This window comes from Pantoea sp. Morm, from assembly GCF_016643525.1.
Lineage (GTDB): Bacteria > Pseudomonadota > Gammaproteobacteria > Enterobacterales > Enterobacteriaceae > Pantoea > Pantoea dispersa.
Genome location: NZ_VOQX01000111.1, coordinates 1 through 12,793 on the forward strand (window position 1 = coordinate 1; position 12,793 = coordinate 12,793).

Sequence of the window (12,793 nt, forward strand, 5' to 3'; positions counted from 1 at the left end):
CGTGTTCCGTAGATCTTTTTCTTAATCCGTTCGCGTTTCAGTAGCTGGAAAAAGCTTTCCGCAACCGCGTTGTCGTGACAGTTACCGCGACGACTCATGCTGCCTTCCAGACCGTGTGATTTCAGGAACGACTGCCACTCATGGCTCGTGTATTGACTGCCCTGATCAGAATGAACCAGTACCTGTTTTTGAGGATTACGCCTCCACACCGCCATTAATAATGCGTTCAGGACAATCTCTTTTGTCATCCGGGATTGCATGGACCAGCCGACAACTTTCCGGGAGAACAGGTCAACCACCACGGCCAGATACAGCCAGCCTTCGTGAGTTCGGATGTAGGTTATGTCCGTCACCCAACGCTCATCTGGTGAGTCCGGATTGAACTGCCGCTGGAGCATGTTCGGTACCACGATGCTGGCTTCGCCTTTACATGCCCGTGGGCTACGGTACCCAACCTGAGCTTTTATACCGGCACGCTTCATCAGCCGCCAGACCCGGTTCACTCCGCACTGCTGCCCGCTATCCCGCAGGTCCAGATGGATCTTGCGATAACCATAGACGCAGCCAGACGCAAGCCAGAACTGTTTGATCTGCCCGGTCAGCATCTGGTCTGCCTGGTGACGCTGTGAATGTGGCTGCTGAAGCCAGACATAAAATCCACTCGGATGGACGTCCAGAACCCGACAGAGCAAACGAACAGGCTAGCAACGGCGGTTGTCGCGGATAAAGGCGTACCTCAGTCGGACAGTTTTGCGAAGTACGCCGCGGCTTTTTTTAGTATGTCTCTCTCGTCGGTAACCCGCTTCAGCTCTTTCTGGAGTCGGCGGATCCCGGCCTGAGCATCTGACTGTTCTTTATTAGTGGATGAGTCCGGGCCGTACTTCTTTATCCAGGCGTAAAGACTGTGGGTGGTGATATCGAGACGTGTTGCAACGCTGGAAACAGAATGACCGCGATCAACAACCTGTTTGACTGCTTCGATTTTAAACTCTTCGGGATAACGCTTACCGCTCATGGGCACCTCTCTTTAAGCCATCTTAAATGACTCCGAGGTTTCTGTTAAAGCCGTGGCGATTCATATCCGGTTGCCACGCGAACCGGCACCACCTTACTTCAGTCCATTGAAGAAAAGCTCAGCATTATCTGTTTTAAGCTCGCCCGGGAATTTAGCGACCCGGACACTCGAAAAGCATTTCAACTGCGCGCTGATGTGCTTTCAGATCCCCTTACCGCAGACGAACTGTTCCCGCAGATAGCCGGTCTTGATGAACAGGAGCTGGTGCAGGGTGTTGGTTATATTTCGACATGGGTGGGAAAATCCAGGGCACAGCATTATTCCGCATGGTTTGGATTACCCAATCGCGGCCTGCAGGAAGTTTCCGATGTGGTGGACGAACTTTTTTCAGATAATCTGACCTGGTTGCAACGCCATATTGATGCGCGGCTGATTGCCCTGCCCGGCTGCCGTTACAAAATCGTTGATCTGTTTGCGATTGCCGGCGAAGCCAACAGCTATCCCAAACACTTTGCTTATTTCTTCCCTGAAGACGAAGGCGTCAAGTACGCGCCTCAAAAACGCACCATCGTGTTTGCAAATACGTATCTTAACCTCTTCGAACGCTTCGCCCGAACCCAAGCCTCTCTGCTCGGCTGGCAACAGAATGTTATTCCGGAAAGCAGCATCTGTGTCCGTCACCTGATTGCGTGGTTTAGAGGTCACGATTTGGGGCATTCCATTGTCATTGAAAAATCAGGTTCTGCAGCCTGAGCAAGCAGGACCGGTGGGGATCCATGGTCATCCACGAGGTGCTGGCTGACGTAATACAGTCAGCGACCTCTATGCCGGGGCGATCGTCTTTGCAAAACTCCGTGTCTGGTCTGTATCCGTTAATATGTTCATGAGTCGGGCATACTTACTGATTATCGTCGCTACGATTATATAGGTCAGTATGATGAGTAGGACCTCATCAGCTTTCCACCTCTTTTGCGGATTCAACAAGTCTGGAGCTGAATGCAGTATCTGTTGGCGGTGAATCAGCGCCAAGCTACATTTCACAGCCCGTAATGCTTGCTCATCGTGACCTTATAAGAGCTGGTGTCCATCCACCTGACCATCAGGTTAAAATCCTGTTCAAACCGTGATTAAGCAGTAAACCCCTTGGGAATTTCACATTGAAATTAACCAATAAAAACATTATAGATCAATAAATTAACTTTGAAATTCGCATGGGAATTTCATCCTGCTTTCAGACCCAGATACGTGAGATGCATGGCAGTTAAAGGGCAGGGGGCTTGCGGCATTTCACCCGCAGCCTGTTACCAGATCCCTGGTAAAAGCAGAACAAGAGGCAATAAATACATACAACCCGGTGTGTACAACTTTTTAGTAGATACATAAAAATGTTGCACAAAGCATTAATGAGTGTACACTGACGAAATTAATTGTCAGTGGAGCGGGTGATGAAAAGTAACTATGGTGGAGTGGATGAAACTGCGCGCAGAGCGAATGCTATGTTGCGCAGCATGAGTGATGACATTATCGATAAGCGCCAGGAATTCGGTCTCGATCAGTTCTATCAGACGTTCACACGTAATGCCGTGGCCAATCTGCCTAAGCTCAGCCGCCGTGCTGTTGAACAGGCCATTGAAGAAATGGAATCCAAAGGGCATGTGTTTGGCAAAAAGGATGCCGGGAATGCGAAACATTACGCGCTGACTGTTCAAGACGTTGTTGATATCTACGCTCACCGGAAGGTGCCAAAATACCGAGACATCCATAAGGGCGAAGGCCCGTTTGTGATCTTCGTCGTCAATCTCAAGGGTGGGGTGTCCAAAACGGTCAGTACCGTGACGCTTGCTCATGGATTACGCGTTCACCCTGACTTACTGCAGTATGATTTGCGTAATCTGGTTATCGATCTGGATCCGCAGGCATCCAGCACCATGTTCCTGAATCAGGCAAACAGCATAGGGTCGATTGTCGAAACCGCCGCTCAGGCCATGCTGAATGATCTTGATTCGCAACAGCTCAGAGAACAAATCATCAAGCCAACCATCATTCCGGGTGTGGATATTATTCCGGCTTCCATTGATGATGGATTTGTTGCCAGCCAGTGGGATCGCCTGGTTCAGGAACACCTGCCCGGCGTGTTACCTTCTGAAGTCCTGCGCCGAAACATTATCGACAGGGTAGGAAGCGACTATGATTTCATCTTCGTCGACACCGGGCCTCATCTTGACGCATTCATGCTTAATGCCATTGCGGCAAGCGATCTGCTTCTCACGCCAACACCGCCTGCGCAGGTGGACTTCCACTCAACCCTGAAATATCTCACCCGCTTACCCGATATGCTGGAGCAACTGGAAGAGGAGGGGATTACACCGCGTATAAAAGGAAATATCGGCTTCATGTCCAAGATGACGTCCAAACGTGATCATGAGATGACGCATGGGCTGGCCCGGGACGTGTTTACGTCTTACATCCTGGACGCCACACTTCCCCGACTGGATGGGTTTGAGCGCTGCGGGGAAACGTTCGACACCATCGTCAGTGCCGATCCACAGTCATATCCGGGCAGTTCAGAAGCGCTCAAAAATGCCAAACGTGAAGCCGAACGCTTTACTCAGGCCGTATTTAAACGGATTGAGTTCGTCAGAGGGATGCAATAATGAAAGAACTGAAGAAAATGGGACGTACTCTGGGTAACTCCAGCTTCAGCAAAATGCTGAGCGAAACGGAAAGTGCCCGTACTTTTACCCTTAAATCCGGTGTCACCGCGCGGTTTACGCTTACCAAGATTCTGCACGATGACATCGAAACGCAGACTTATGTGGATGCCACGATTAACGGCCGCGATCAGGCTTTTTTGACTGAAGAATCCGTCAGCGATATTTCACGCACCATTAAACTGCAGCAGTTCTTTCCGGCTATTGGCCGTGAGGTAGACGGGCGTATTGAAGTCCTGGACGGTTCACGCCGCAGGGCCGCGTGTCTCTACAGCGGTATGCCATTTGAAGTGTTAGTGACGAAAGATGAGCTGTCGCTTTCAGACGCCCGGCAGCTGGCCATCGACATTCAGACGGCAAAAGAGCATACACTGCGTGAACTGGGTAATCGCCTTAAGCTGATGTACCCGCAGCATATGAATCAGTCTGACATTGCTGTAGCGGAAGGGCTGTCGCCGGCAAAAGTCACGCGTGCTTTCCAGGCGGCGTCGGTACCCGATGAAATGATTGCGGTCTTTCCGTCCGTCGGCGAGCTCTCTATAAACGACTATAAGACCTTACTGGATATTGCAGAGAAAGCGGCGAGCAGGCAAATCAGTGTCCGGGAACTGGCAGCGGGCGTGCGTGAACGTATTGCGCATGATGCGCTCACTGAGCACGATGATCCGGCTGTTAAGGCAAAGATTATTAGTTACTTTCGTGCAGCCAGTGCTGAACCTAAGTCAACGCGTGATGCGAAAAAAGTCGTGACCGAAAAAATAGCGGAATTCGGCGATAAAAAGCAGTTTGCGCGGAAAAAAACGGATGCCGAAAAGCGCCTTGTGACGTATGAATTTTCGCGTCTTCCTGTGGCCTGGCAGGCAGAGCTGGATGATGCTGTGAAAGCCGTTATTGAAAAGATGCTCGCAAAATAATTTTCAATCCAGCGTGAAAAGAAGGGGAGTTACTCCAGTGAGTATCTCCCCTTTTTATTGGATACCCACCAAGAAATCTCTCTAACCTGCTGTTACATATCGCTAATTTGGAAAAATTTCAACCTGAAATTCCCATCACTGAACATACTGTTTATGTAGGGTTTTGCGTTCACAGATGACTCAACTGCTTAATCTGCCAGGCCCCTGAATCCTCAACGTTCAGCTTTTAGAGAATCATCGGTTAATCATACAAAAGTGGAAGGGCGAATCACAATGACCACTTTGATGGCGTAGCACCACTCATGACGCCATATGGTCTGTTAACTGGAACCGCTATTTGTTGTCCACGGCTTGACCAATAGGAGAAGGAATATTTGTAGCGTCTCAGCGTATATTTTATTTAAAAAACTTCTCCGATCGTTGTGGTGGCCGCGCTGATAACGTTACTTTCTATATCTTATGGGCATGTACAAAAAATATACAATTAAGTCTAATAAAATTAAGAATATCAATTATATACAATTAGTTAAAAGTAGAAAGCAATACTTTTTTCACATACCATTTTGTAGTCCCTAATATTTGGGATATGACATCAGAGCATAATTTTCGTTCCTCTTACGAGCAGATTACTGCTGAGCGATCGTATAAGAGAGAAAGTCTGATTAACCGTTACTGGGCGCAAAACAGCTGTCATACAATTTCAGAGAGGTTGAGCTGCCCCCAGTATTAGATACACCCTTCAGTTAGTAATGTCGGTTGGTTTTTCTTCATGTTTCCCGTTTCGCCAGCATGCTGCAAATTCAAACGGCGTCTGGTAATTCAGCGATGAATGAGGTCTGGACTCGTTATAGTCCTGCCGCCAGTCATTAATGATTCTCCGGGCATGGAGAATATCGCTGAACCAGTGCTCATTCAGGCATTCATCCCGAAAGCGTCCGTTGAAACTCTCAATAAATCCGTTCTGTGTCGGTTTACCGGGCTGAATAAGCCGCAGCTCCACGCAATGCTCAAAAGCCCACTGATCGAGCGCACGGCAGGTAAATTCCGGGCCCTGATCGGTTCTTATCGTTGCCGGATAGCCACGAAACAGCGCGATGCCGTCCAAAATAGGCGCGACCTGGACGCCTGAAATACCGAAAGCGGCGGTGATCGTCAGACACTCCTTCGTGAAATCATCCACGCAGGTCAGGCACTTAATCCGGCGGCCGCTGGCAAGTGCATCCATGACAAAATCCATCGACCATGTCAGGTTCGGCGCATCCGGGCGGAGAAGCGGAAGCCGCTCAGTCGCCAGCCCCTTACGGCGTCGCCTGCGTTTTACACCCAGACCGTTAAGGTGATAGATGCGGTAAACCCGCTTGTGGTTGACGTGAAGGCCCTCCCGACGCAATAACTGCCAGATGCGCCGGTAACCAAATCGGCGACGTTCAAGTGCCAGCTCTGTGATACGCAGAGATAGCTGCGCGTCAGCAGCCGGACGCTGAGCCGAATAACGGCAGGTTGAAAGGGACAGACCAGCCAGCCTGCAGGCACGGCGTTGCGACAGACCTGTTGTCTCGCACATGACTTCCACGGCTTCCCGCTTCTGGTCTGTCGTCAGAACTTTCGGCCCAGAGCCACCTGAAGCGCCTCCTTATCCAGCATGGCTTCAGCGAGCAGCTTCTTGAGGCGGGCGTTCTCTTCTTCAAGTGACTTGAGCCGCTTCACTTCGGGGACTTCCATGCCGCCAAACTTCTTGCGCCAGGTGTAGAAGGTAGCGTCTGAAATAGCATGCTTGCGGCAGAGTTCCCGGGCCGAAACCCCGGCTTCTGCCTCGCGGAGAATACTGATGATCTGTTCGTCGGAAAATCGCTTCTTCATGGGGATGTCCTCATGTGGCTTATGAAGACATTACTTACATCGCGGTGTATTAATCAACGGGGAGCAGGTCAAGGTCTCTCATAACTTTTCTTTTTTACCCCATAGCACCACAGTGCTTTCATCACTACATAAATACAGGCTGGTTGAGAGCGGTCTACAGTGACGTTTATCTGCAGCAGAAATCGGATGTAAATGATCCATTGATGATTGTGCTGGTATGCCTGTTAAGCAGAGAGCCCTTAGAGTTATCCACTTATCCACGCGATAGATCCCAATAAATTGATCCTAATGAGATCCTCTATAGATCCTAAAGAGATCCCCGATCGCCGCAGGCCGCACCAGCTCTGGTCTGTACAGGGGTCCGTATAAGCTATAGCAAGTAAAATATAAGCTATACAGAGATCACAATAAGCTATAGAAAGTAAAATATAAGCTGTAATTAGGAAAACACATAAGCTATAGTGAGTTTATCGCTCATTTCCCGTTTTGATTGTGGATAACTAATCTGATTGCCTGTCAGAGAGTTACTTCGATCATTGGCGAGTTGTTATCTAACAATTCACAATCCGGATCGGTTGATCATGCTCAACGATCCTCTGAAACGTGTGCAGGAACGCTTGTGGCCAGCGACAATCTTGACTTAGCAAAGCTTTTTGAAGAAAAAGACACGAAATCCGGGGAAATCGTAACCCTGACGCCGAATGCCAATAATACTGTGCAGCCGGTGGCACTGATGCGCCTGGGCGTATTTGTCCCTACGCTTAAGTCGTTAAAAAACAGCAAGAAAAACACATCTTCAACAACCGATGCGACCGAAGAATTGACGCGTCTGTCACTTGCAAAAGCGGAAGGCTATGAAAAGGTTGAGATAGTCGGCCCGCGGCTGGATATGGATAACGATTTTAAGACCTGGGTTGGGATCATCCATTCCTTTGCAAAGCACAAAGACAAGGTCATTGGCGACAAGGTACAGCTCTCATTTGTAGAGTTTGCCAAGCTCTGCGGCATCCCCTCAAGCCGCTCCTCAAAGCAGCTCAGAGAGCGTATCAGCCCGTCTCTGAAGCGTATTGCCAGCACCACCATCTCTTTCTCTTCAAAAAGCGGCGACGATGCAAAAGAATACATCACGCATCTGGTCCAGTCTGCTTTTTACGATACCAAAAAAGACATTGTTATCCTGCAGGCTGACCCAAAGCTTTTCGAGCTCTACGAGTTTGATCACAAGGTCTTACTGCAGCTCAAGGCGATCAACGCGCTTAAACGCCGTGAGTCCGCTCAGGCGCTCTATACTTACATTGAAAGCCTTCCCAAAAACCCGGCCCCTATCTCCCTGGCGCGCCTACGCGAAAGGTTGAATCTGCGTTCTCCTGTGTTTTCGCAGAACCAGACAGTGCGCCGTGCGATGGAGCAGCTCAAAGAGATTGGTTATCTGGACTATAGCGAAGTCCAGAAGGGACGCAGTGTCTACTTCCAGGTCCACAATCGCTATCCAAAGCTCAGAGCGCCCAAGACGGAACAACTGGAAGCACCGAAGGCAAAAACGAAAACAAAAGAGCCACTCGATCCGCAACTGCAGGAAAAGATTGAACTTCTGGATAAGCTCGGTATTTCTCTTCAGGATCTGGAAAAGATTTTTAAGTCTCAGTAGCACATAAGCTGTGATGAGTTGTTCTCTTCTCTGGAGAGCAAAGAATCAATGAGGCTGTAAGTACAGCCTTATACTAACTCGCTGTATTTTATAAATTTTATAAAAAATTTACTCACTACAGCTTAGGTTTGTGGCGCAAAAGACGCATTTTACTCCTTATAGCTTATATCTATGCGCTGAGGAGTAGGTGTTACTCACTATAGTTTATATAAGCCCTCCCACTGGAGATTGTTTCTCACTACAGTTTATAAAAACGCAAATTACCGTTTTTTTTGCTCACTACAGCTTATGCAGTGATGGCAAGCACCTGATTACTCACTACAGCTTATGACTAACAAGTCAGAGTCTTTCTTGCTTGTGTCTATCATTATGATTTTAAATGAATTATATGCTATTCTGGCTTAACAATTATAAAATATCGGAACTCACATCACCCCCTAAAGCTTATCTTTACTCACTATAGCTTATGATCATGCCAGAATAGTCACTCCTTATAGCTTATATAAGCTATAGAGAGTAAAAGCTCACGATAAACTGAAGTGGTAAACTAAAACTTGCCTTCGTCGTTATGGCTATTTTTTCACCTCTGACGCACTCTATAAGCTATCTCAGTTATAACTCATTGAACCAGACGATGAGATCCACACCTAGATCACTATGGATCGTGTAGGTGCTGCTGACGATGATCATACCCGCATCACCAAAGCCATAGTAAAGCTGACCACACAGGTTGCTTTTGACGAAGACGTTATCAAGCACCTGTTTGATACTGGCTATCTGGATGAAACCAGAAACGTTGTTGCCGGCAGAATTGCACTCAGATGTTATTACTTTACCGACGATGCCGGCATTGAAGTGGAAGCACCCCAAATTGCAGGCGAAAAGATAGAGCGTGGGCTCCAGCAACAGGGGCTGACCAGCCGCTCATACATGTTCCTGCTGACCTGGTATGAGCATCTTGTCTTTGACGAAGAGCAGACAGTCAACGGCGCTAAAATCTGGGCCAACAGACTTTATTATCAGTGCGATGTTCGTATCTACAACGGCAAAGGCCAGGTGTATGAGGATCGTTTAAGCAAACTCGGTATAGGTGCCAAAGGATTCCTTCCTTGGAACAAAGGCATGCATGTTGATCTCAGTGGCTGGCATCCTAATGAAATTCAGCTTACTGTGCAGAAATTCATCGTCCTGATAATTTCCCTCTATACGACACCGGTTGTCGGATTCTGCCCATCATAATCCCCGGGACCCCGCATTTCGCGGGTTTTTTACTTTACGCGCGCCAGATCTGATTATGCTGTGAAGTTACGCAGGTGGTAGAGGATCTTCAGCGCGCGGACATACAGCATGTCCCACTCCAGATAATCGCAAACGGGAACTACTTCAGGCAGCGGGAAACGTTTACTTTTCCACTTCTGGTTAAGGCTAACCACATTTGCCAGTGATGGCGCTAAGCCGCGAATCTCGGCTACTTTACGGCAGAGTTCACGGGCAGAACCCCCGGCTTCAGCCTCGCGAAGGATACTGACGATCTGTTCGTCGGAAAAACGCTTTTACATGAGGATGTCCTCATGTAGCTTGTGAAGCCATTATTAACATCGCGGTGTGTTAATCAACGGGGAGCCGGTCAATGCATTTAATGTGCTATTAAGATATTCTGGAGGGCGAAAGCAGAAGTTTTCTGTTAGCCCATTCAAGCTTGCTGAACTTATTGTATTTACAGAAAACTGTGTCTGGTATTACGTAAAATCATGATAAAAAATATCGTTAACAAATAGATTTATGATGTGTAATCAGGTACGGGATGCAACTTAAAACCGGACCGGTGTTCTTGGAATCGCATTATCATGCCGACGGGAATAGTTTTCATTCAATAACGTCCCTGTATACTGAGTTCTTTCGCTCACATATTCATATCGCTAAGGAAAAACTAATGTTTCCAACTTAAGATATTTGAAAAGTCTTTTTTCTGGAGCGGTCATGAAATCTAAGTTATTGGGTGCAATTCCGCATAGCTATGCCCCCTTCTTTCGCGGGCTTCACATTGCTATTGCACTACTTATTTTATCGCAGATTGTAAATTCCAACTTCATTGACGCAGAGTTGCTTTCCGACAGCAGTTTCGAAGGGATAATGACATGGATACACATTGTCTCAGGCTTTTTGCTGCTCTTGTTGGGCGTGGCACTGTTGGCATGGATGATCTCACAGAGAGGGTTCCGCTGGTACTACGCATGGGCCATGTTAGACTTCAGCGGCATCAGGCGCGACATCAAACTGATAAGTCAGTTCAAGCTGCCCGAAGCTTCCCGGGGTGGCATTGCAGCTGCTGTTCAGGGACTTGGTGTTCTTGCACTCATCGTTGTTGCAAGCTCCGGCGGAATTTGGTTTATTGCGGAAACATTTCTGAAAGCCTCATCTTATACAACTGAATACTATATAGATCTGCATAAATTTCTGACGACGTTCATCGAAATATATTTTTATGCGCACGGCCTGATGGGTTTATTGCATATGTTTCTGGCAAGAAAAAAAGCCATATCATAGTCCGTAAATAACAATTATGCGCGCGTCATGAGGCGCACAGAGTTTTCAATAAGAGGAGTGATCGTGATCCCTGGAGAAACTCATAAAATTTCACGCTCTGGCTGGCTCCGTGCCGCAGTATTGGGCGCCAATGATGGCATTGTTTCTACAGCCAGTCTCCTGACTGGCGTGGCAGCTGCCAACAGCTCAGCTCAGAATATTCTTCTCGCAGGTGTGGCCGGGCTGGTGGCAGGAGCGATGTCTATGGCAACAGGTGAATACGTCTCTGTTTCATCGCAGTCTGATACCGAACGCGCCGCCATTGCTGAAGAGCAGGCTGAACTGGAAAGCAACTTCCAGGCTGAAACTCACGAACTTGCCACCATTTACTTGCAACGTGGCCTCAGCAGGGAATTAGCGCATGACGTTGCCACTGCTTTGATGAAACATGACGCCCTTGATTCACATACCCGCGATGAGCTCGGCATCTCTGATATCTCAGCTGCGCGGCCACTTCAGGCTGCGCTGTTTTCTGCGGGTAGTTTTACCGTGGGGGCGGTAATTCCACTCGTTGTAGCACTGGCGTATCCCGGTATAGCTGGTATCGTTATATCAGCTCTACTGGCACTTATAGCTCTGGGGGCCGTTGCAGCCAGAGCCGGCGGAGCACCGGTGATGCGAAGCATTATACGAGTCAGTTTCTGGAGTACTCTTGCAATGGCGTTATCTGGTGTGACAGGCGCGTTGTTCGGGCACTTTGCCGGATAAGTTTTACTGTTCACTACTTCTTTTTTTGAGTCATACATAGATAATCATTCCTCTTCAGAGCGCGCGCAAACCCATAGACACCCGTAGTGATCGCGGCGGCTGAACTGGACCGCTAAATTTCTGGATATCCAGTAAAATCACCGGACACATCTGTTTAACTCTGCTGGGACTGAATCGCCACGGATAATCTAGACACTTCCGAGCCGTTGATAATACTGGTTTTCATATTCTGTCGGTGACATCTGATCGCTAGAACCATGCCGACGCTTACTGTTATAAAACATTTCGATGTAATCAAAAATATCGCTGCGGGCTTCTTCCCGCGTTCCGTAGATCTTTTTTTTATCCGTTCGCGTTTCAGCAACTGGAAAAAGCTTTCTGCAACCGCATTATCGTGGCAGTTACCGCGACGGCTCATGCTGCCCTCCAGGCCGTGTGATTTCAGGAACGACTGCCACTCATGGCTTGTGTACTGACTGCCCTGATCCGAATGAACCAGCACCTGTTTTTGGGGATTACGCCGCCATACAGCCATCAGCAGTGCGTTCAGGACAATGTCATTTGTCATCCGGGATTGCATGGACCAGCCGATAATTTTGCGTGAGAACAGATCAACAACCACGGCAAGATACAGCCAGCCTTCGTGTGTCCTGATATAGGTTATGTCGGTTACCCAACGCTCATCCGGAGCATCCGGATTAAACTGCCGCTGGAGCCTGTTGGGCGACACGATACTGACCTCGCCTTTACGTGCCCGCGGACTCCGGTATCCGACCTGAGCCTTTATCCCGACACGTTTCATCAGTCGCCAGACTCTGTTGACTCCGCACTGTTGCCCGCAGTCCCGCAGATCCAGATGGATCTTGCGATAACCATAGACGCATCCCGATTCCAGCCAGAACTGTTTAATCTGTCCTGTCAGTCTCAGGTCTGTCTGATGGCGCTGTGAATGCGGCTGCTGAAGCCAGGCGTAAAAGCCACTGGGATGAACATCCAGCACCCCACAGAGCAGGCGAACAGGCCAGCAACGGGCGTTGTCACGGATAAAGGCGTACCTCAGTCGGACAGCTTTGCGAAGTACGCCGCGGCTTTTTTTAATATGTCCCGTTCGTCAGTAACCCGCTTCAGCTCCTTCTGGAGTCGGCGGATCCCGGCCTGAGCATCTGACTGTTCTTTTTAGTGGATGAGTCCGGACCGTACTTCTTTATCCAGGCGTAAAGGCTGTGGGTGGTGATATCGAGACGTGTTGCAACGCTGGAAACAGAATGACCGCGACCAATAACCTGTTTGACTGCTTCAATTTTAAACTCTTCGGGATAACGTTTACCGCTCATGGGCACCTCTCTTTAAG

At 48.6% G+C, this 12,793-nt stretch carries 8 protein-coding genes and 2 pseudogenes; 7 read left to right on the forward strand and 3 right to left on the reverse strand.

Translation table 11 applies throughout. The features are described from left to right. Positions 1-1,015 (reverse strand): annotated as a pseudogene (locus FT726_RS23555) (IS3 family transposase); the annotation flags it as partial. Between the two features lie 195 nt (positions 1,016-1,210). Here FT726_RS23555 and FT726_RS23560 point away from each other — a divergent pair. The 3 genes from FT726_RS23560 (at position 1,211) to FT726_RS23570 (ending at position 4,640) form a co-directional block, all read left to right on the forward strand. Further along, the gene (locus tag FT726_RS23560) at positions 1,211-1,768 is read left to right on the forward strand and encodes a hypothetical protein (RefSeq protein ID WP_346303550.1); all 558 of its coding nucleotides are present in this window, start codon (positions 1,211-1,213) and stop codon (positions 1,766-1,768) included. Positions 1,769-2,460: 692 nt separating this feature from the next. Beyond that, the gene (locus tag FT726_RS23565) at positions 2,461-3,669 is read left to right on the forward strand and encodes an AAA family ATPase (protein WP_346303551.1); all 1,209 of its coding nucleotides are present in this window, start codon (positions 2,461-2,463) and stop codon (positions 3,667-3,669) included. Beyond that, complete coding sequence (locus FT726_RS23570) at positions 3,666-4,640, forward strand: ParB/RepB/Spo0J family partition protein (protein WP_346303557.1); 975 nt, start codon at positions 3,666-3,668, stop codon at positions 4,638-4,640. The genes FT726_RS23565 and FT726_RS23570 overlap by 4 nt, the downstream gene beginning before the upstream one ends. A 739-nt stretch (positions 4,641-5,379) precedes the next feature. On the opposite strand, the gene FT726_RS23575 is transcribed toward FT726_RS23570, so the two are convergent. Beyond that, positions 5,380-6,500, reverse strand: a protein-coding gene (locus FT726_RS23575; protein ID WP_346303552.1) for an IS3 family transposase whose coding sequence is annotated in 2 segments (ribosomal slippage) — positions 5,380-6,242 and positions 6,242-6,500 — 1,122 coding nt in all. Because the reading frame shifts where the segments join, the coding sequence is not laid out codon by codon here. A gap of 619 nt (positions 6,501-7,119) precedes the next feature. Between FT726_RS23575 and FT726_RS23580 the strand changes: the two genes are divergently transcribed. The 4 genes from FT726_RS23580 (at position 7,120) to FT726_RS23595 (ending at position 11,442) form a co-directional block, all read left to right on the forward strand. Further along, complete coding sequence (locus tag FT726_RS23580) at positions 7,120-8,148, forward strand: RepB family plasmid replication initiator protein (RefSeq protein WP_346303553.1); 1,029 nt, start codon at positions 7,120-7,122, stop codon at positions 8,146-8,148. Between the two features lie 657 nt (positions 8,149-8,805). After that, positions 8,806-9,387: a hypothetical protein gene (locus tag FT726_RS23585; protein WP_346303554.1), complete on the forward strand. Its 582-nt coding sequence runs from the start codon at positions 8,806-8,808 to the stop codon at positions 9,385-9,387. Positions 9,388-10,128: 741 nt separating this feature from the next. After that, on the forward strand, positions 10,129-10,695 hold the full coding sequence (locus tag FT726_RS23590; protein ID WP_346303555.1) for a cytochrome b/b6 domain-containing protein: 567 nt from the start codon (positions 10,129-10,131) through the stop codon (positions 10,693-10,695). 66 nt (positions 10,696-10,761) lie between these two features. Then, positions 10,762-11,442: a VIT family protein gene (locus FT726_RS23595; protein ID WP_407075087.1), complete on the forward strand. Its 681-nt coding sequence runs from the start codon at positions 10,762-10,764 to the stop codon at positions 11,440-11,442. Positions 11,443-11,630: 188 nt separating this feature from the next. On the opposite strand, the pseudogene FT726_RS23600 reads toward FT726_RS23595, so the two are convergent. Beyond that, positions 11,631-12,776, reverse strand: a pseudogene (locus FT726_RS23600) (IS3 family transposase). Between the last annotated feature and the right edge of the window lie 17 nt (positions 12,777-12,793).